The 20,868-nt window shown below is 41.0% G+C and carries 18 protein-coding genes; 8 read left to right on the top strand and 10 right to left on the bottom strand.

The features are described 5' to 3' along the window. Positions 1-11 precede the first annotated feature (11 nt). From fliP to CYP05_RS09605, 6 genes are read left to right on the top strand one after another with little or no spacing between them, the layout of a single operon-like run. Positions 12-734, top strand: a complete 723-nt coding sequence (fliP, locus tag CYP05_RS09630; protein ID WP_430747666.1) for a flagellar type III secretion system pore protein FliP — start codon at positions 12-14, stop codon at positions 732-734. Then, positions 734-1,999: a TolC family protein gene (locus CYP05_RS09625; RefSeq protein WP_103642772.1), complete on the top strand. Its 1,266-nt coding sequence runs from the start codon at positions 734-736 to the stop codon at positions 1,997-1,999. Before fliP ends, CYP05_RS09625 begins: the two co-directional genes overlap by 1 nt. Beyond that, on the top strand, positions 1,996-2,739 hold the full coding sequence (locus CYP05_RS09620; protein WP_103642771.1) for an efflux RND transporter periplasmic adaptor subunit: 744 nt from the start codon (positions 1,996-1,998) through the stop codon (positions 2,737-2,739). The genes CYP05_RS09625 and CYP05_RS09620 overlap by 4 nt, the downstream gene beginning before the upstream one ends. Beyond that, on the top strand, positions 2,736-5,762 hold the full coding sequence (locus CYP05_RS09615) for an efflux RND transporter permease subunit (RefSeq protein ID WP_103642770.1): 3,027 nt from the start codon (positions 2,736-2,738) through the stop codon (positions 5,760-5,762). The genes CYP05_RS09620 and CYP05_RS09615 overlap by 4 nt, the downstream gene beginning before the upstream one ends. Further along, positions 5,759-6,994, top strand: a complete 1,236-nt coding sequence (locus CYP05_RS09610) for a TolC family protein (protein WP_103642769.1) — start codon at positions 5,759-5,761, stop codon at positions 6,992-6,994. Before CYP05_RS09615 ends, CYP05_RS09610 begins: the two co-directional genes overlap by 4 nt. Continuing rightward, on the top strand, positions 6,991-7,854 hold the full coding sequence (locus CYP05_RS09605) for an EamA family transporter (RefSeq protein WP_103642768.1): 864 nt from the start codon (positions 6,991-6,993) through the stop codon (positions 7,852-7,854). The genes CYP05_RS09610 and CYP05_RS09605 overlap by 4 nt, the downstream gene beginning before the upstream one ends. A 29-nt stretch (positions 7,855-7,883) precedes the next feature. Here the strand turns inward: CYP05_RS09605 and CYP05_RS09600 are convergent, their stop codons facing one another. The 10 genes from CYP05_RS09600 to CYP05_RS09555 all read right to left on the bottom strand — a co-directional run bounded on the left by CYP05_RS09600 (position 7,884) and on the right by CYP05_RS09555 (position 17,499). Continuing rightward, a complete protein-coding gene (locus CYP05_RS09600) occupies positions 7,884-8,252 on the bottom strand; it encodes a hypothetical protein (RefSeq protein WP_103642767.1) in 369 nt (122 codons plus the stop codon). A gap of 52 nt (positions 8,253-8,304) precedes the next feature. After that, positions 8,305-9,552 carry a ComEC/Rec2 family competence protein gene (locus tag CYP05_RS09595; protein WP_103642766.1) on the bottom strand — a complete coding sequence of 416 codons (1,248 nt, stop codon included), beginning with the start codon at positions 9,550-9,552 and terminating at the stop codon, positions 8,305-8,307. Between the two features lie 2 nt (positions 9,553-9,554). After that, positions 9,555-10,967, bottom strand: coding sequence for a replicative DNA helicase (locus CYP05_RS09590; protein ID WP_009293632.1), 1,413 nt, complete (start codon positions 10,965-10,967; stop codon positions 9,555-9,557). Between the two features lie 4 nt (positions 10,968-10,971). Beyond that, positions 10,972-12,030 carry a flavodoxin-dependent (E)-4-hydroxy-3-methylbut-2-enyl-diphosphate synthase gene (ispG, locus tag CYP05_RS09585; RefSeq protein WP_103642765.1) on the bottom strand — a complete coding sequence of 353 codons (1,059 nt, stop codon included), beginning with the start codon at positions 12,028-12,030 and terminating at the stop codon, positions 10,972-10,974. Between the two features lie 66 nt (positions 12,031-12,096). Continuing rightward, positions 12,097-13,221, bottom strand: a complete 1,125-nt coding sequence (locus CYP05_RS09580; protein WP_103642764.1) for a hypothetical protein — start codon at positions 13,219-13,221, stop codon at positions 12,097-12,099. A 9-nt stretch (positions 13,222-13,230) separates the two neighbouring features. Continuing rightward, positions 13,231-14,697: an MBOAT family O-acyltransferase gene (locus tag CYP05_RS09575; protein ID WP_103642763.1), complete on the bottom strand. Its 1,467-nt coding sequence runs from the start codon at positions 14,695-14,697 to the stop codon at positions 13,231-13,233. A gap of 51 nt (positions 14,698-14,748) precedes the next feature. Continuing rightward, positions 14,749-16,599: a primosomal protein N' gene (locus CYP05_RS09570; RefSeq protein WP_103642762.1), complete on the bottom strand. Its 1,851-nt coding sequence runs from the start codon at positions 16,597-16,599 to the stop codon at positions 14,749-14,751. Continuing rightward, complete coding sequence (locus tag CYP05_RS09565) at positions 16,599-17,009, bottom strand: type II secretion system protein (RefSeq protein ID WP_103642761.1); 411 nt, start codon at positions 17,007-17,009, stop codon at positions 16,599-16,601. Before CYP05_RS09565 ends, CYP05_RS09570 begins: the two co-directional genes overlap by 1 nt. Beyond that, positions 17,006-17,242 (bottom strand): hypothetical protein, encoded by a 237-nt coding sequence (locus CYP05_RS09560; RefSeq protein ID WP_103642760.1) that lies wholly within the window; start codon positions 17,240-17,242, stop codon positions 17,006-17,008. The genes CYP05_RS09565 and CYP05_RS09560 overlap by 4 nt, the downstream gene beginning before the upstream one ends. Before the next feature lie 23 nt (positions 17,243-17,265). After that, the gene (locus CYP05_RS09555) at positions 17,266-17,499 is read right to left on the bottom strand and encodes a hypothetical protein (protein WP_002940382.1); all 234 of its coding nucleotides are present in this window, start codon (positions 17,497-17,499) and stop codon (positions 17,266-17,268) included. Positions 17,500-17,624: 125 nt separating this feature from the next. Between CYP05_RS09555 and uvrB the strand changes: the two genes are divergently transcribed. Further along, positions 17,625-19,601, top strand: a complete 1,977-nt coding sequence (uvrB, locus tag CYP05_RS09550; protein ID WP_103615513.1) for an excinuclease ABC subunit UvrB — start codon at positions 17,625-17,627, stop codon at positions 19,599-19,601. Positions 19,602-20,694: 1,093 nt separating this feature from the next. Beyond that, the gene (locus tag CYP05_RS10040; RefSeq protein ID WP_181001204.1) at positions 20,695-20,868 is read left to right on the top strand and encodes a hypothetical protein; all 174 of its coding nucleotides are present in this window, start codon (positions 20,695-20,697) and stop codon (positions 20,866-20,868) included.

Raw genomic sequence — 20,868 nt, 5'->3', positions numbered from 1 at the left:
TCGTGAAAGCACTGCTTAGTTTAGCGGTTTTGTTTTGTGTGGTTTTTGGCGCTGATCCTGCGCTACCAACTATAAATTTAAGCCTAAATTCACCGCAAAATGCCGAGCAGCTTGTAAATTCACTAAATGTTTTACTAATCCTCACCGCACTAGCACTCGCTCCTTCGCTCATCTTTATGATGACGAGCTTTTTGCGCCTTGTCATTGTATTTTCATTTTTGCGTCAAGCGATGGGCACGCAACAAGTGCCGCCTTCAACGGTGCTCATCTCGCTTGCGATGGTGCTTACATTTTTTATCATGGAGCCAGTTGGTCAAAGAAGCTACGACGAGGGCATAAAGCCTTATATAGCCGATCAGATAGGCTATGAGGAGATGCTTGATAAGAGTTTAAAGCCCTTTAAAGAATTTATGGTCAAAAACACTAGAGAGAAGGATCTTGCGCTATTTTTTAGGATAAGAAATTTGCAAAATCCAGCAAATATCGAGGATATCCCGCTAAGTATCGCGATGTCAGCCTTTATGATAAGCGAGCTAAAAACATCTTTTGAGATAGCATTTCTGCTCTATCTGCCATTTTTAGTTATCGACATGGTCGTAAGCTCCGTTTTGATGGCGATGGGTATGATGATGCTACCTCCTGTCATGATATCGCTGCCATTTAAGCTGCTCATCTTCGTGCTGGTAGACGGCTGGAATTTACTAATAGGAAACCTCGTAAAGAGCTTTCACTGATGAAGAAAATTTTATTAGCACTTTTGCCTTTGGCGCTATTTGGATCAAATTTAAGCGAGATAGCAAACAAGGCCACTCAAAACGAAATTTCAAAGATCAAAGAGCTTGAACTAAAAAGAGCAAATTTAAGTGACGAAGCGACATCAAGTGCTTACTTGCCAAGCCTTAGCCTAGAGGGCTCATATGGCAAAAACGCAAGCACCTTCCCAAGCATAGTCGCCAAAGAGTCAGCTGGCGTGCTAGCAAGGATTGATTTTTTACTATATGATGGTGGAGCTAGAGAGGCTAGGCTAAAGATGAGCCAGCTTTTAAAAAATAAAGCCGCTATTGCAAGCGATGAAGCCAAAAACTACTTTGCATTTAAGGCTGTAAATTTATACTTTAACGCCTGCGCACTTGAAAATATAATAGCCGCCAAAAACGCTCAGGCAAATTTCTTAAAAGGCGTTTTAGACAAGCTTGAAAAGGCAAACAAAGCAGGGCTTGCCCCAAAAGATGAGCTAGAAAATGTGCGGGCAAAATACCACCTAGCAAACAGCACGCAGCTTGAATACAAAAATAAAATGGAGCAAATTTTAAATGAGATAAATTTGCTAACAGGCGAGCAAATTTCTCCACTTAGTGGGGCAAAAATGGCTGAGATTAGCTCAAATTTAGCTTCAAAAAATGCCGAGCTTGATAGGCTAAGTCAAGATATATCTTTAAGTGAGGCTAAGCTTAGCGAGACAAGAGCTGGCTTTTTGCCTCAAATCATGCTTTATGACACCTATGGATTTTACAAAAATAACTACGACATTGACCTTGGCAAATATAGCGCTTACCGCCCATATCTGGATAAATATCTAAAAGAGGACACACACGGCAATAAATTTGGCGTTAGCTTTAGGTGGAAAATTTTTGACTTTTTTGCCACTAGCAAGATGAGCCAAGCTAGCAAGATCGCGCTTGATGAGGCGAGGCTAAATTTAGAGTATAAAAAGCGTGAAAATGAGACTAAACTTAAAAATTTACAAAACGAGATCGCAACTCTTAGCTCAAAGATCGCCTCGTTAAACGAGTATGTAAAAGCAAGCGATCTTGCGCTTAGAGCGAGCTTTGAGAAGTATAACTCTGGGCTTTTAGGATATAGCGACCTGCTTGAAGCACTCTCGCAAAAATTTGATGCCATTAGCCTTTTTGAAGGGGCGAAAGATGAGCTAGAGATAAAAAAGGCGGAGTATTTTTTTGAGAGCGGGGAGAGCATTTTAGAGAGGATTAGGGATTGAAAAAGCTGATAATTTTAATGATATTTTGCATTTTTTCATTTGCGGGGGAGGAGATTTTTGCTGATTTTGAAGTCTATGCTAAGCAAAGCTCAAAGCTTGCATTTGAGGGCAGTGGCAAGGTGGATAAAATTTTTGTAGATGTCTCAAGCCACGTTAAAAAGGGCGACGCTTTAGCTAGCCTTGATCAAACAAGCCTTGAGATCGCTCTAAAAAAAGCAAAAAACGACCTAGCGCTTGCCAAAAATGCCAAAGAATTTGCTAAAAGCACCTTTAATAAATTTAGCCAGGTAAAGGACGTCACTTCAAAGCAAGAATTTGATGAAGTAAAGTATAAATTTGACGAGGCAGCCCTTAGGGTGCAAGCAGCTGAGATCGCCATTTTAAACGCAGATGATCATCTTAAAAAGGCCCTTTTAAAAGCTCCGTTTGATGGCGTCATAGCTAGTAAAAATGTCGAGCTTGGCGAGAGTGCTTCGCCGCTTCAGCCAGCCTTTGTCTTAAACTCTGAGGAGGCTAAAATTTTAATAGCGATTGACGAAAAATATGCAAATTTAGTAAAAGTTGGCGACATTTTTAAATTTAAGCTTGACGCAACAAACGAGGAAAAAGAGGTTAAAATCGCGCTAATTTACCCAGAGATAAAAAGAGAGACCAGGAAATTTTACGCCGAAGCTTACGATGTGGGGATGAAGCCAGGCATGTTTGGTCAAGGAAAAGTGATAATCGGCGAAAATAAATGATAAAAACAGCCATCAACCGCCCCATAACTACGCTTATGATATTTTTAAGCCTCGTTGTCTTTGGCATATACTCGCTAAAGACGATGAACGTAAATTTATACCCGCAAGTAAATATCCCAATCGTCAAGATCACGACCTACGCAAATGGCGATATGAACTACATCAAGACAAAGATCACGCAAAAGATAGAGGATGAGGTCTCAAGCATCGAGGGGATAAAAAAGCTCTACTCAACCAGCTTTGACAACCTAAGCGTGGTAAGCATCGAATTTGAGCTAAACAAAGACCTAGAGAGCGCTACAAACGACGTCCGTGACAAGATGCAAAAGGCAAGGTTAAACGCAAACTACGAGATAGAAAAGCTAAATGGCCTCTCTTCAGCCGTCTTTAGCCTCTTTATCACAAGGCTTGATGGTAATGAAACCAAGCTCATGCAAGAGATAGATGACGTGGCAAAGCCATTTTTGGAGCGCATTAGCGGCGTTTCAAAGGTCAAGACAAATGGCTTTTTAGAGCCAGCGGTGAAAATTTTGCTAGATAGATTTAAGCTTGATAAAAATGCCCTTAGCGCAAACGAAGTGGCAAATTTGATAAAGGTTGAAAATTTAAAAGCGCCACTGGGCAAGATAGAAAATGAGCAGATCCAAATGGCGATCAAGTCAAATTTCAGTGCCAAAAGTATAGATGAGATAAGAAATTTAACGATCAAACAAGGGGTCTTTTTAAAAGATATCGCAAGTGTTGATCTCGCTTACAAAGACGCAAACGAAGCAGCGATAATGGATAAAAAAAGTGGCGTCTTGCTTGGTCTTGAGCTAGCTCCAGACGCAAACGCTCTAACTGTGATCGCTCTAGCAAAATCAAAGCTAGATCAGTTTAAAAGCCTGCTTGGCAGCGAATACGACGTAAAAATAGCCTACGATAAGAGCGAAGTGATACAAAAGCACATCGATCAAACCGCCTTTGATATGATCCTTGGCGTCTTGCTAACCATCGTGATCGTCTATCTGTTTTTAAGAAATTTCTCGATCACCATCATCTCAGTCGTAGCGATACCAACTAGCATCGTGGCGACATTTTTCATTATAAATGCCCTAGGCTACGACATAAACCGCTTAAGCCTCATAGCGCTCACACTTGGCATTGGAATTTTCATCGATGATGCGATAGTCGTCACTGAAAATATCGCTAGCAAGCTAAAAGATGAGCCAAATGCCCTAAAAGCAAGCTTTGCAGGCATAAAAGAGATAGCATTTAGCGTCTTTGCGATCTCGCTCGTGCTACTTTGCGTCTTTGTGCCAATAGCCTTTATGAGCGGCATCGTAGGCAAGTACTTTAACTCCTTTGCGATGAGCGTGGCAGCTGGCATCGTCATCTCGTTTTTTGTGAGCATCTTTCTTGTGCCAACGCTAAGTGCTAGGTTTGTAAATGCCAAAGAAAGCAGCTTTTTTCTAAAGAGTGAGCCCTTTTTTGAGGCTCTTGAAAATGGCTATGAGAAGCTTTTAGCCTTGGCGCTTAAATTTAAACTCATATTTTTAGCCATAACGATTGTGGTCGTTGTTTGCTCGTTTGGACTGGCTAAATTTGTAGGCGGTGACTTCATGCCAAGCGAGGATAACTCTGAGTTTAACATCTACTTTAAGCTTGATCCATCACTTAGCCTGCAAGCTAGCAAAGAGAGGCTAAAAGATAAAATTTCACTCATAAATGCCGATCCTCAGGTAGCTTACGCTTACTTCATCCTTGGCTACACAGACGCCAAACAGCCATATCTCGTAAAGGCCTATGTTAAGCTAAAAGAGCTAAAAGATAGAGCTAATCACGAGCGGCAAAACGCTATCATGCAGAGGTTTCGCGACAAGCTAAAAAGTGATGATATGAGCGTCATCGTGGCTGATCTTCCGGTGGTTGAAGGTGGCGATGTGCAGCCAGTTAAGCTTACTATCACATCTGAAAATGGCAAAGAGCTAGAGAAATTTGTGCCAAAGATCAGCAAGATGCTAAAAGAGATAAATGACGCAACGGACGTAAATTCGCCCGAAGAAGATCTGCTAAAACGCGTGCAAATTTCTATCGATGAAGATAAGGCTAAGAGGCTAAATTTAGACAAAGCCAGCGTTGCAAGCGCCGTTTATAGTGCATTTAGCCAGAACGAGGTCTCTGTTTTTGAAAACGAAAATGGCAAAGAGTATGAGCTTTATATGCGTCTTGATGATAAATTTAGAAGCGATACAGATGATATCTTAAAGACCAAGATAAGAAGCAATGAGGGCTTTTTTGTCACACTTGGCGATGTGGCGACGATTAGTTTTGAGCAAAAGCCAGCTAGTATTTCAAGGTTTAATAGAGCCGATGAGATCAAATTTTTAGCAAATACCAAAAACAACGCTCCGCTAAATAGCGTGGCAAATGAAATTTCAAAGAAGCTTGATGAAATTTTGCCAGCAAATTTCAAGTATAAATTCCTTGGATTTGTGGAGCTCATGGACGATACAAACGCTTCTTTTATCTTTACGGTGAGTGCTAGCGCAGTGCTTATTTACATGGTGCTAGCCGCACTTTATGAGAGCTTTTTGCTGCCATTTCTCATCATGCTTGCCATGCCGCTTGCCTTTTGTGGCGTCGTGATAGGGCTTTTTATAAGTGGCAATCCATTTAGCCTATTTGTCATGGTTGGCGTCATCTTGCTCTTTGGCATGGTTGGCAAAAACGCCATTTTGGTGGTTGATTTTGCAAACCACTTTGCAAATAGTGGCATGGAGGCGAACGAAGCTGTGAAAATGGCTGCTAAGAAGCGTCTAAGGGCTGTTTTGATGACCACTTTTGCCATGATATTTGCCATGCTGCCTCTTGCACTTAGCAGGGGTGCTGGCTTTGAGGCCAACTCGCCTATGGCTATAAGCATCATCTTTGGGCTCATTAGCTCGACTTTGCTAAGCTTGCTTGTCGTGCCAGTGCTTTTTGCTTGGGTCTATAATCTTGATAAATTTATAAGAAAATTTTATGAAAGGGAGAGAATTTGAAGAAGATTTTGGCTGTTTTGCTCTTTGCTTTGCCTCTTTGGGCTGGAAATTTACTAGAGATCATCGCTCTGGCGCAAAGTGCAAAGCTTGAGAGTTTGAAAGAATTTAATAAAAATGAATATATAAATAAAAACAAGAGTAATAAGCTAAATTTATCCCTTGATGGCAGATATACCTTTGTGCCTGATGAGCTAAAGGGCGGATATATGACAAAGGCGGGATCGATCACGGCAAAGGTCGAGTATCTCATTTTTGACGGCGGAGCGAGTGAGGCTGCTGATAAAATTTTAGACCACAAGGGCGTGGAGAAAATTTACAAAGATGAAGAGCTGATGAACCTCACTGCTTTTCAGGTCGCAAAGGTCTATTTCAACGCCATTGCACTAAATTCGCTTATAAATTTGGAGACAAAATTTGTAGATAGCTTTGCCAAGGCTGCGGCTGAAAATGAGTTTTGGTTTGAGTATGGCGAGATAAATAAAGCTGAGTTTGATGCGATAAATTTCACTCTTGATAAAAAAAGAGCCGAGCTAGACGAGCTTGGACTTAAGCTAGCTGAGCTAAACTCAAGGATAAATTTACTCTCAAACGGCGAGATCGGCTTTAACGCTGGCTCAAAGATAATGATGCCTGATTTTAGCAAAGATGATATAAGTGCCAAGCTTGGGGCGATGGAGCAAGAAAAATATATAAAAGAGCAAGAAAATGAGAAGCAAAAGAGCAAATTTGCTCCAAAAATTTACTTAAAAGATACGCAAAGTGTGAATAATAACAGCTTTAAAAAAGGTGAGAGGACGACTTCGCAGATGGCTGAGGCATACGCTGATGCGAACAAGCCTAGAGTGGAGTTTGAGTGGAAGCTGCCAGATAGCCTAAGCCTCAGCAAGCAAAGCCAAACTAAGCGCATAGAGGAGCAAAAGGCCGCGCTTGATCTAAGCGACGAAGAAAATAGGATAATAGCTAGGCTAAAGGATCTAAGAGGCGTGATAGAGGGCCTAGGCGCTAGGCTAAATTTAGACTCACTAAAGCAAGATAGCCTTGATAGCGACTTTAATGACCTGCTAAATGGCTATCTTAGCGGCAAGGTAAAATTTGAGCAGTTTTTGTTTGTGAGTGAGAAAAATTTTAGCGACAGGGCAAATTTTATCCTAAATGGCGATTTGCTCGAGCTAAACAAGCTTGAATACTTTTTTGAATGCGCAAGAAACATAAATGAGGTGGTGATAGAATGAATAAACTGATCTTTGTGACCATTTTGTGGGCGTTTAGCTTTAGTTTGATAGGGGAATTTTTAGCTGGCAAGGTCGATAGCTATTTGGCTGTTTTTGTGCGTGTGACGCTTGCAAGCCTAGTTTTTTTGCCATTTACGAAATTTCGAGGCGTTAGTCCAAAGCTAGCCCTTGGCATAATGGGCATAGGAGCGGTGCAAATAGGACTAATGTATCTTTGCTACTACAACTCGTTTTTGTATCTAAGCGTGCCTGAAGTCGCGCTTTTTACCATTTTTACGCCGTTTTATGTGACGCTTATATACGATGCGTTTAGCTTTAAATTTAGACCGCTTTATCTCTTTAGCGTTGGCGTTGCGGTATTTGGCGCGCTTATCATCAAGTATGGCGCGATAAACGAAGGGGCGATAAAGGGCTTTTTGCTGGTGCAAGGGGCAAATATCTGCTTTGGAGCAGGGCAGAGTGCGTATAAGGCGCTTTTGGAGAGATTTGACGTGGATCAAAAAAAAGTCTTTGGCTACTTTCACTTTGGAGCGTTTTTTGTAGCAGTGATCGCACTCATAACCCTTGGCAATCCAGCTAAATTTCACGTAGATCTAACCCAAACTTTGGTACTTTTGTGGCTTGGAGCGGTCGCTAGCGGGCTGGGATATTTTATGTGGAACAAAGGGGCTTGCGAGGTCGATAGCGGCGTGCTTGCCATCATGAACAACGCCCTCATACCAGCTGCCATCATCGTAAATTTAGTCTTTTGGCAAAAGGACGCCAACCTAACAAGGCTCATTTTGGGCGCTGTGATAATGTATATCTCGCTATTAATTCACAATAGAGTGATGAAATTTTACGGCGTAAAGGCCGCGTGAGGTTAAATTTAGGGTTAAATTTGAGCTATTTAAGCGCCTTGCATCTTTACAAGCTGGGTGTTTAGTTGCATTATCTGAGCAAAGATAGCTCCCTTTTTGCTCTGGAGAGAAGCAACTAGCTCTTTTGCGTATGGATTTTTGCTCGCACTTGCTTGTTTTATCGCAGCTTCAATCTCTTTTAGCTGTTTTTGCAGTTTTTCTAACTGCTTTTTTATGATATCGGCGCTACTCTCGCTCTCGTTATTTGTCTCGCTAACTAAATTTGAAGCGTCATGCAAGATAGCGCTTTTGTCATTTTGTAAATTTTCGCTCTTTGAATTTGTTTCATCTGTTTTTAAATTTGCGCTATTTGAAGAGCTATTTTTGTTTAAATTTATAAAATTTGAGTTTATCTGCATCGCCTCGCCTTTAAATTTAAAAGCATATCGGCAAATTTAAATAAAACTTTGACTACGAAAAATTTAGCAAGAAAATCAAAAACGATGCCACGCCAAAGAGTGGCAGCAAAAGTGCTGCTGGCTTAAATTTAACGCATAAAAGCGTGATGGCGTTATAAAGTAAAAAGACAAATGTGCTTATGTGAAGATTGTTTGAGCTTAGTTTAAAGGCTAGCATCTTGCTTAAAATTTCATCAAAAATGCTGCCATATCCAAAGAGATGAAGCAAGAAGCTTAGCGGATAAAATACGCCAAATATGTAGTTTAGGGCTAGCACGCTAAACTGTAAGAGGCTAATGAGCGGGAAAAAGTAAAGCACCGCAACCTCCATAGCAAAAAAGACATATAAATTTAAAAGTAGCGAGTTTGCTAGCAGGCCAAATCTGGGCGCAAAGTAGAAAAGATAGACGAAGATATAAAAGACACCAAGGCATGAAAAATAAAATCCAACGCTAAAAAGAAGCTGCGGAAATAGGGCGATGCTAAATAAAATAACGCCAAAGAGCGTGTAGAAATTTAAGATCTTTATCTTTTTGCAGATCATGTAAAATCCAGCCACGCTCATCAAAAATGCCCGCAAAAAGCTTGCTATAAAGCCGATCATGTAAAAGTAAAAGCAAAGCACCAAAAAGATGACGATAGTAAAGTCAAAAATGTATGAGCGGTAAGGCAGATATCTTGCGTAGATGGGCTTAAAAACGAGCTTTAAAAGAAAAAAGCAAACCGCGCTTATGACGCCAAGGTGATAGCCGCTAATGGCAATGAGGTGCGCCACGCCCCAGTTTGAGACGTCATCTCTTAGCTCGCCAAAGACATTTGTACCAAGAAAGAGTGCTGAGAAAAGCTGCGAAATTTTAGCGTTTTCGTGCTGGGCGGAGATGAAATTTATAGCTCTTTGCCTTAGGCTATCGTCTCTTTTGATAACGGCTCTATCGTAGCTTGGCATGTAAAATGTGCCAGACAGATAGTCTTTAAAACTAACGTCTATTGGCTGAACGCTAAGCGCCACGACGTCATAAAGAGCGATCTCGTCTTTTTTAGAAGCAGTTGTGTAAAAGCTAAAATTTGAGGTGTCGATCCTTATGATTTGGCGCTTTTTGCCGTTTTTCTCTTTGGTAAAATTTACGCTTACTTTGCCAACGATGTCTTGCTCGCCAAGCTCCATAAATGCGTTATATTCATGAAATTTAAGTGCTAAATTTAGACAAAAAAGCAAAAGGCAAAGCAGGATAAAATAAAATATACGCCTGCTTTTTGGCAAATTTACTCTTTAAATTCAGTTGATTGCACTGGTGTGGTGGCGATATCGCAAAAGCGTGAGTACTGCTTTTGAAAGAGCACATCGATAGATCCGACCTCGCCGTTTCTGTTTTTGCCAACGATGATCTCGGCATTTTCTTGAAGCTTGTTAAAAACATGCTCGCTTTTATACTCTTTGCCCTCGGCTGCTGCCTTGCTCTTTTTCTCGTTCTCCTCTTGCTCCAGATAGACCTCGTGCCTATAGACAAAAAGGATGATATCAGCGTCTTGCTCGATCGCGCCTGACTCTCTTAGGTCACTTAGCATAGGGCGCTTGTTCGCACGTGCTTCAAGGCCGCGGTTTAGCTGCGAAAGTGCGATGATAGGCATATCCAGCTCGCGCGCTAGAAGTTTTAGGCCACGAGAAATTTCAGCTATTTGTATGTGGCGATCTGCGTAGTTGTTTGTGCTCATCATAAGACCGATGTAGTCGATGACGCAGAGTGAAATTTCAGGATGAGCCGACTTTAGCTTGCGAAGCTGCGTCCTTACTTGGTGGATATTTACGTAGCCACTATCGTGCACGAAGAGCTTGGCATGCGAAAATTCGCTGCATGCGTGGCTAAAGTGAGCGAGTTTTTCGTCGTCCAAGGTCGCTGTCATTATCTCTTGAAGTGGGATCGAGGTCTTGTCTGCTAGCATCCTCATCATGATCTGCTCTGCTGGCATCTCAAGTGAGAAAAAGACGACGCCAGCGCCACTTTTTAAAACGTGCCCCATGAAATTTAGACAAAGAGTCGTTTTGCCCATGCCAGGGCGCGCTGCGATGATGATGAGGTCGCCATTTTTAAAGCCTTTTATCATCTCATTTAGCTTTTTAAAGCCAGTGTTTAGTCCGATGATATCGCGCTCATTTAGGGCTGCTTGCTTTTGCATGTGCACGATCAAGCTTTTTATGATATCTTCGCTATCTCTGATGCTGCCAGTGCCGCTGCCATCGACAAGAGAGTAAAACTCCTGACTTAGCTCATCGACCATATCGCGGCTAGCTTTGTCCTCATTTACCTTGCTTGGGATGTCGTGGGCGATCTTTACTAGACTGCGTTTGATTGATTTTTCTTTTAGCTCGTTTGCGTATCTTTGGATGTCGATGATCGAGTTTGTGGCCAAAATGCTAGCCATGACGTTGTCATCGTAGTTTTCGCCAAGCTTGTTTTTGATAAATGTCGATGCGATAGGCACGTCGCCGTTTAGACAATCAACCATCGCTTTGTAAATTTGCGCGTGAGCTTTTAGGTAAAAGTCGCCAGCCTTGATCGTGTCAAAAATTTCGCCCAAAGCGTCGTTGTTTGCGATGATCGAGCTTAGTATGGCTCGCTCCATATCAAGGTCGTAAAGGTTGCTAAATTCTATCTCGTTAAGTCTCTCTTTTGCCACTGCTTTATCCTCTGCTCTTTATCTCGTCGTCGATCTCTTGTAAAAATCTATCCACAAGCTCGCTCTCAGGCAACCTTGCGACCACTTCGCCGTGTCGCATGATCATGCCATTTCCCTTGCCAAATGCTATGGCAACGTCCGCGCCTTTTGCCTCGCCGATAGCATTTACCACGCAGCCCATCACTGAGACATTTAGCGGCTCTTTTATCCCTTTTGTCTTTTCTTCCACGAGCTTTACTGCTGCCATGAGATCAGCTTGCAAACGCCCACAAGTTGGGCATGAGATGATGTTTAGCCCCTCTTTTTGGCGGCCGCTATCTTTTAAGATCGCCTTTGCGACTTTGATCTCCTCTTCAAGCTCGCCTGTGATGCTAACTCTCATCGTATCGCCGATACCCTCAAGTAGTAATCCGCCAAGTGCGATCGCGGACTTGATAGTCGCGTGAAAATTAGTGCCTGCCTCTGTTACGCCTAGATGAAATGGGTAGTTTGTCTTTGGACGAAGCGCTCTATAAGCTTGCATAGTGCGCTCGACGTCACTTGATTTAAGTGAAATTTTAATGTCAGTAAAGTCAAAATCCTCAAGAAGCTTGATGTTGTATAAGGCACTCTCTACCATCGCCTCAACCGTGCGGCCGTAACGGTCCTCAAACTGCTTTTCAAGCGAGCCAGAATTTACGCCTATGCGGATAGGCAGATTTCGCTGCTTGCAGGCATCAACGACTGCTTTTATGTTTTTGGCTGATCCTATGTTGCCTGGATTTATGCGGATAGCATCGACAAATTCGCTAACGATGAGCGCGTAGGTGTGGTTAAAATGTATGTCTGCAACGACTGGGATGGGTGAGCCTGCGACGATTTGCTTTAGCGCGCTGGCGTCCTCTTTGTCAAAAACTGCGCAGCGCACGATGTCACAGCCTGCAAAATATAGCCTTTGCATCTGCTCAAGCGTGCCTTTTACGTCCTTTGTCTTTGAAAATGTCATCGACTGCACGGAGATCGGTGCGTCACCGCCTATTAAAACATCACGAATTTTTATCTGTTTTGTCGGGTATCGTTGCAAAATTTTGCCTTTAAATTTTATTGGGGATTATATAAAATCTTGGCTTTTAAATAAATTTGTTTAACCCTAATCTCCAAAAACTTCACGCCTATATTCTTGCGTGTTTATAAATTTACTTCTAAGGCTCTTTTGCTTTTCTATGTGAGCATCAATATTTTTACTGGTTATTTCTACGCCAAAATCGCTATCTATATTTTGTTGCATTAAGGTATCTAACATCATATCTGCAAGTTTTGTTTTGTAGTGGCTTGCTTCCCAATAGTATTTAGAGGTTTGATTTATATCTTTTGGTAGTTCTTGTGCTGTTATGTCGTTATATAAACCAAAATCTATTATTCTAAATAGCTTTTTACCTAGCTTTAAAGCAACCTCTTCATTTATTGCTACTATTTGTTTTTTCCATTCATACCAAACCACATCAAGTCCAACTCTATAGTCCATAGCTTCAAGCAACCTAACATTCAATGGGCTTATTGCAATATCTAGTTTGATATTGTTGTCATGGCATTCTTTTAAGATATCTATAAAAACTTTATAAGATAATTTTGACACCTCATTCTTATTATATTTAGCCATGTATCCGTTTTCTAGTGTATTTATGGAGTATTTGTAATATCCCCCATTTTTTTGTACTTCTTCTAGCAGAGAAGCCTCTGTGCGCCTGCCATCAGGCTCAAAAAGTGGAGTTTGTTTTCGTTTTTTAACTGTAGCTATAGAGTCTCTAAGCATTTGAAGACTAAATAAAATTTTATATTTATACACTTTTGGATTTTTAAAATACTCCTCAAAATCATCCGTCTTATTGCGCATGCCCAGCATAGTTTTATCGTCGAAAACAAGTAGTGCTTGTTTTAAATTTCCTTGTCTTATTGCCCATTTTAGATATTCTTTAGCCTCATTAAGATTGCTTCCAGATATGGCTGCATTAAAGGCCGGTTGTGTAAAATATTTATGTGCAGAATCAAATGATCTTTGTGGGCGAGAATTTCCTAAAAAAATAGATGTAGGCTTTAGTTGTTGAATTCTTAAAACCTTTGCAAAACGCGCTTGTAGATCTTCTTTTGGCTTATTTTTAAATATGTTTGTATCATAAATTCTATATGGGTCAACTATATAGTTAAAAGTTGCTACAAATAGAATTATAAAAATTGTGGCGAATAAAAAACTAAACGTCCATTTTTTAAACCCCATGCGATCTTCCTAAAAATTAAAATATAAAAATTGAGACATCTTGTACATATTTAAAATAGCTAGCACAAAACAAAAAACAGCAATAGTTAAATTTTGCCAGCAAAGTTTAAAATATTGTATCTTTTGGGCAAAGTTTTTGCAAAATAGTGCAAGTATAAAGCTGAAAACCATAAAATAAATCAAAGTATTTGTTCCATCTACTTGCAAATTTATATCCCATTTATCAAAACTTACACCATATTCTTTTAAAAATCCTACTCTTTTTTCTAATCTAGAGTTTAAAACTATGCCGCCACTTAACCCAAACATTCCTTTTAAAACTTTTAAAGCATCGTCCCAATCTTTTGCTCTAAAAAATACCCAAGTAATATTTATGAAGTTAAATGTTATGAACCAAGCCAAAAATTTATTCATCTTAAAGCCAAGTTCGCTCCAAATTCTGTGAATAACCAAGGCAACGCCATGCAAAAATCCCCAAAATACAAATGTCCAGCCAGCCCCATGCCATATACCACCTATTATAAAGGTTGCCATTAAATTTGCGTATGTTCGTAGCCTGCCTTTGCGGTTACCACCTAGCGAGATATAGATATAGTCTCTTAAAAACCTGCTTAGTGTTATATGCCATCTGCGCCAAAAATCTTGAATGTTTAAGGCTTTATAAGGTGAGTTAAAGTTTATTGGAAGCTTGATATTAAAAAGAAGTGCCGCACCGATAGCCATATCGCAGTATCCGCTAAAGTCAAAATATAGCTGAAATGTATAGCTTAGGCTGGTTGCCCATGCTTCAAATAAATTTAAGACAGTCGCCTTGTCAAAACCATTTGTTGCCCAAACAGCAAAACTATCAGCGATAACTACCTTTTTAAAAAGACCTATCGAGAAGATAAATAGCCCAAGTGCTATATTTTTATAGTTGATTACTCTATTTTTTAAATTTGCAAACTGCGGCATCATCTCTTTGTGATGAACGATCGGACCAGCGATTAGTTGCGGAAAAAAGGTAACAAATAAGCAGTAGTTTAAAAAATCATACTGCTTCGTACCCCCCCCCGTAGCACTATCGACCAAATAGGCTATTTGCTGAAAAGTAAAAAATGATATCGCAAGGGGCAATAGTAAATTTAAATGAGGTATATGAGTGTTAAAGATAAAATTTACATTGCTTATAAAGAAGTCTGAATATTTAAAATATCCAAGTAGCATTAAATTTGCCACAATGCCTAGTATAAGAATAAATTTTTTAGAAATTTTACTATTTTCTTTGTTTAGCTCCACTCCAAAGCAGTAGTTAAACACCATTGAGCCTAAGATTAGCGGCAGATAAATGACATTCCACCAGCTGTAAAAAAATAGAGACGATAGAACCAAAAAGCCCTTTGCCACTTCTGTGAGGCGCTTTTTATTTAGATAAAAGTATGTAAAAAATGTAAATGGCAAGAATAAAAATATAAATTCGTAAGAGTTAAAAAGCATTGATGTATCCGTTAAATTTTTGGTGAAATTATAATCAACATTAGCTAATCACTAGCTAAAATTTACCGGATCTATATCGATATCGCTAAGTTCGCTTTTGCAGAGGTTTGCCGCTTTTAAAAGCATGGTGTGCGAGTTTGAGCGAAGCAGAATTTCATATCTAAATTTACCCACAAGATACTCAGCCTGACACTTGCCATATCCAACGATCTCGAGCTCATCGCCTTTTAGTGGCTCCAGCCTTTGCACAAATTCGTTCATTGCGCCCTTTGTCATGCTCTCATCTTTGTGCGAAACGACCACGCGAAGCAGCCTAGTAAATGGCGGATAAAGAGCTTCTCTAAAAGGTATCTCATCCTTTAAAAATGCGTCGTAGTCGCTGATGTAGCTCTCAAAAAACTCTCTTTGTTTGCTTTGGATGATGACCCTGCCAGCTCCGTTTCTGCCGGCTCTGCCAGCTACTTGCATGGCAAGGGCTAGTGTCCGCTCTCTAGCTCTAAAATCAGGAAAATTTAAAAGCTCGTCAAAGCCCATGATGACGGCTAGCTCGACGTTGTGATAGTCATGCCCCTTGCTTAGCATCTGCGTGCCAAGCAAGATATCTATCTTGCCATCGTTAAATTCCTTCAAAGCCTTTACGAGCTTATTTTGCGTCGTGATCTCGTCTCTATCAAATTTAGCGATCCTAGCGTTTGCAAACTCAGCTTGCAGCCTCTCAAGAAGCTCGCTCGTACCGATCTTTTTAGCCTCTATCATCTCGCTGCCGCACTGGTGGCAGGTCTTTGGCACAGCCATTTTATGCTCGCAGTATTGGCACTTTAGCACGTTTTGCTTTTTATAGTAGCTCATGCCGATGCTACAAAACGGACACTTCACCGTCTCGCCGCAGTTTTTACAGACAAGATATTTGAAATTTGCCCTTGTTGGCAGGCAGATGACGGCTTGTTTTTTGTTTTCGAGCGTCTTTGCGATCTGCTCTTTTAAAATTTCGCTTATGCCAGTCTCGCTCTCGTCAAATATATAGCTCTTTTGCGACGCAAAATATGTCCCTTTTAGGCGAAAACATTCTTGCTTGTAAAAGCTAGTGAGGCTTGGCGTGGCACTACCCAGAACTACTTGCAGGTCAAATTTGCTAGTTAAAAAGAGTGCTAGGTCTCTTGCGTTGTAGTGGGGCTTTGAGCCTGTGTTTTTATAGCTATCGTCGTGCTCTTCGTCGATGATGATTAGTTTTAGCTTCTCAAGTGGCAAAAATAGGGCAGACCTTGCACCTGCAACAAGCCTAGCCTTGCCGCTTTTAATGTCTTTTAAAATTTGCTCTTTTTTCTTTGGCGTGATCTTTGAGTGCCACACAGCCACAGCCTCGCCAAAGAAGCTCTCTAAGCGCTTTTGCATCTGCGGGGTTAGTGAAATTTCAGGCATCAAAAATAGCGCCTGACCGCCTGCGTTTAAAATCTCTCTGATTTTAGCGATGTAAATTTCACTTTTGCCGCTTCCCGTGTCGCCAAAGATGAGCGAGCTTTTTCGCTCATTTATAAAATTTAGCGCTTCAAGCTGCTTTGGGCTTAAATTTGGCGATTTAAAGTCGCTTTCGCCTTTGTAAATTTCATCATCAGTAAGGCTTTGTGGCTCAAATAAATTTATAGCAACGCCAAGCTCGCAGGTGTAGTAGTAGGCAATAAATTTAGCTAAAGTTGCTTGGATATCGTTTAGTTTAATGGGTAAAATTTCATCAATGAGAGTTGTTTTAAAGCTTGGCTCATCCACTTCACGCAGGATGAAGCCAGTTAGACTTTTGCCCCTAAGCTTTGCGGTGACGGCGCGAAATGGCGCAATATCTAGCTCGCTTTTATATGTGAGCGCAGCTAAATTTACCCCGCTAAATACGACCTCGTAGTATCTCATCACTCAAGGGCACTGCAAAGTCCGTCGCTGCTTTGGCAGTCAAATTCGCCAGTTGCGTTTTTGTAAGTGAAATTTGCTGTTTGTCCGTCTAGTTTGAAGGTATAAGTTGTTGCTCCAGTTTTATGCCAGCCGTTTTTTGTGCCGCTGTCTGCGATATTTACGCTTATTACTTTGTTGAAAAGTTTATTCCCATCATCAAGCGCGTCTGGATATGCTGGAGTGCCTTTGAGGACGCTATCGTTGTATTTTAGTGAGATGCCGCTTTTTATGGCAGCGATTTGCGTTTTTGCATTTGTGACTATGGCGTCGCTTCTAGTAAAGAAAAGCTTTGGTATAGCAATAGCGCTTAAGACGCCAAGTATGACGATGACAAATATAATTTCTATTAGGGTAAAAGCTCTTTTTTTCATTTATTTTCCAGTTTTAGTATCTCTTCTATCTCTTTTGTGACATCCTTTACGACGCGCAAATTTGTGTAGCTCTCGTAGCTCTTTTCGACAAAGGCGTTTATAAGCTCACGAGGCTCTATAAATTTCTTTCCCCCCATAAATTTCTGCCAGTCACGCTCAAAAACTTCAGCAAAATCATCATCAAGCGTTATCGTATAGTCGCGAGATGATACGGTGAGCGTGATCTGTTTCATCTTTTATGCCAAAAATGCCTAGCTTATCTACCAAGGACTGCTTCGATCTTTTTCATTACATCATCAGCTTCGCTATTTTTCTTGTCAAGGTCTTCTTCTAAGCGCATGATCTGATTAGTTTTTGCCTCATTTTGTGCTTTTAATGTTACGATCTCATTACGTAGCTCTTCATTTACTCTGCAGACTTCATCGTATTTTGTGATGAGGTCATTTACTTTATCGCTTAGTGTGGTTAAGATCGCATTATCTTCAAACATAAAGGTTCCTTTAAAATAATAATTAATGCCGTATTCTAACACGCAGAGGCTAAATTCTTTTTAAAATTCTCATTTGACAAAGCACTATCTTTGCTATAAAATTCGCCCAAATTTAAAGGCGATCAATGAGTAAATTTGAAATTTCATCTAAATTTAGCCCAAGCAGCGACCAAGCAAGAGCGATAAAAGAGATAGTAAAAAGTATAAAATCAGGCAATAAATACCAAACTCTTCTAGGCGTGACAGGGTCTGGTAAGACTTTTACCATGGCAAATGTCATACGCGAGCTAAATATGCCAACGCTTATAATGACGCATAACAAATCCCTTGCCGCTCAGCTTTACAGCGAATTTAAGGGCTTTTTCCCAAAAAATCATGTCGAGTACTTCATAAGCTACTACGACTACTACCAGCCAGAGGCCTACATCCCAAGAAGCGATCTATATATAGAAAAGGATAGCTCGGTAAATGAGGAGCTTGAGCGTCTGCGTCTCTCTGCGACTGCTAGCTTGCTAAGCTTTGATGATGTCGTCTGCGTGGCCTCAGTCTCTGCAAACTACGGCCTCGGTAATCCAAGCGAGTATAAAGGCATGGTCGCATACCTAAACGTCGGCGATAAAATCAACCAGCGCACGCTACTGCAAAAGCTAGTGGACATGGGATACAAGCGAAACGACGTTTATTTCGACCGAGGCGACTTTCGCGTAAACGGCGACGTGGTGGACGTATATCCCGCATATTTTAACGACGAGGCGTTTAGGATCGAGTTTTTCGGCGACGAGATCGAGACGATGTATAGCCTGGACGTGCTGGAAAACAAAAAAAGACACGACCTGAAAAAATTTATCCTCTACCCGACCAGCCAGTTTATCGTGGGCGCTGATAGGCTAAAGATCGCTATGAAAGAGATCGAAGAGGAGCTTGATGTGCGCTTGAAAGAATTTAACGAGCAGGGCAAGCTAGTTGAGGCGCAGAGACTAAAGCAGAGAGTGGAGTTTGACCTTGAGATGATGGCGAGTACGGGCATGTGTAAAGGTATCGAAAACTATGCGCGCCACCTAACTGGTCAAAAGGCTGGAGAGACGCCGTACTCGATGTTTGACTACTTTGAGATAAGTGGCGAGGACTATCTGGTTATCGTCGATGAGAGCCACGTGAGTTTACCGCAGTTTAGGGGCATGTATGCAGGCGATAGGAGCCGTAAAGAGGTGCTTGTGGAGTATGGATTTCGCTTGCCATCAGCGCTTGATAACAGGCCGCTTAAATTTGACGAATTTATAAGCAAAAAGGCGAAATTTCTCTTTGTCTCAGCAACGCCAAACGAGTATGAGCTTGGTATCAGCCAAGGGCATGTCTATGAGCAAATTTTGCGACCTACGGGGCTACTTGATCCGATCATCGAGATAAAAGATAGTGACAATCAAGTAGAAGCGCTATTTGACGAGGCAAAGGCGGTCATCGCAAGAGGTGAGCGTGTGTTAGTTACGGTACTAACTAAAAAGATGGCTGAGGAGCTAAGCCGCTACTACATCGAGCTTGGCATAAAGGTCAAGTATATGCACTCAGACATCGACGCGATCGAGCGAAATGAGATCATTAGAGGGCTTAGAAGTGGCGAGTTTGATATGCTAATAGGCATAAATTTGCTCCGTGAGGGGCTTGACCTGCCTGAAGTGAGCCTAATAGCCATAATGGACGCTGATAAAGAGGGCTTTTTGCGCTCGACCACGAGCCTTATACAGACGATGGGGCGTGCGGCTAGAAACGTAAATGGCAAGGTGTTAATGTTTGCCAAAAAGATAACAAAATCTATGAAAGAGGCGATCGATACGACGACTGCTAGGCGTAAATTTCAAGATGAATACAACAAAGCTCACGGCATAACGCCACACTCTGCCAGCAGAAATATCGAAGAGAGCCTGCACGTCGAGGACGGTACGGAGATTTTAAGAAAAGGCGCAAATCTGGAAAAAATGCCTGCGAGCGAGCGAGCCGCGATAGTAAAAGAGCTAAGAAAGCAGATGCTTGAAGCGGCGGCGCAGCTGGAGTTTGAGAAGGCGGCGGCATTACGTGACGAGATAGCAAAGATGAGAAAGTTATAAAAAAGACAAGCCCTTTTTGTTTTATACTGCGTTAGATATCGCTTCAAACTTCGGTCACGTATCGTATATACGCTCCCTCGTTTTTGCTCATCCGCCTTGTCTGAAACAAAAATTTTCTTGTCTTAATTGCTTAAATTTATTTGTTCTATCTTCGGTCGAAAATTTCTTTGTTTCTGCTTGCAGTTGCGAGCTTGCGAAGCAAAACATTTAAAATCATCACAAGATACTTTGCCTTGATGCTTTGGTAGCTAAAATTTAAATTTCTACGTGTCTAGTCTGTGCAAATTTTAACCGCGAAACATTTAAATCTATCACAAAATACTGTCGCCCAAGCACCATGTTTTGGTTCTTTTATATCTTTAAATTTGACTTACTGCCTCCTCACAGATAAACAAAAATTTTCTTGTCTTGGTGGCTTAAAATTATTTGTTTTATCTTCTGTCAAAATTTCTTCGTTTCTGCTTGCAGTTGCGAGCTTGCGAAGCAAAACATTTAAAATCATCGCAAGATACTTTGCCTTGATGCTTTGGTAGCTAAAATTTAAATTTCTACGTGTCTCTGGTCTGCGCAAATTTTAACTGCGCAACATTTAAATCTATCACAAAATACTGCCGCCCAAAATCCATGGCTCAGCTTCTTGTAGTGAAATCTCGTTGCAAGCAAGGCGAAGCAAGCAAAAAAATACTGCATCTTAGGGTTTAAAAACTACTAAACAAAACAAAAAATTCTTGTCTTGGTGGCTTAAATTTATTTGTTCTATCTTCGGTCGAAAATTTCTTCGTAACATTTAAAATCATCACAAGACACTTTGCCTTTTAAATTTTAAAATAAAAACTACTGCAAAATACCGCCACTCTAAGCGCCATGGCTTGGCTCTTTTATATCTTTAAATTTAGTCTTGTCGCCTTGTATCGAAGCAAAAATTTCCTCTCTTTGACAAGCTTTGTTTAAATTTCAGTTCGTATCAAATTTTATCTACCAAGCAAATTTAAAGCCCAAAAAATAAAATTTACAAAATCAGCTCAAGGGGCGAGAAATTTAACCGTGTCTCTTTAGCTTTGCGCCAAAGTTGGGCGTGCAAAGGATATAGTCTGTGGCTCAAGGCATTGTCATTTGGCACTATTTTGAACGAAAGAGCTTGGTAAAAGCCGCAGTATTTGAGGTGTCAAAAAGAGGTGGTGAGATCGCTTGTAGGATGAGAGATGACGGCAGGGTGATGCTTGGTGGCAAGGCTGTGCTCTACGCTGTTAGCGAGCTATTTGTATAG

This window comes from Campylobacter concisus (assembly GCF_002913545.1).
GTDB classification, from domain to species: domain Bacteria; phylum Campylobacterota; class Campylobacteria; order Campylobacterales; family Campylobacteraceae; genus Campylobacter_A; species Campylobacter_A concisus_AV.
Note: the sequence above shows the minus strand (reverse complement) of the source record. Positions and strands in the feature narration are given on the sequence as shown.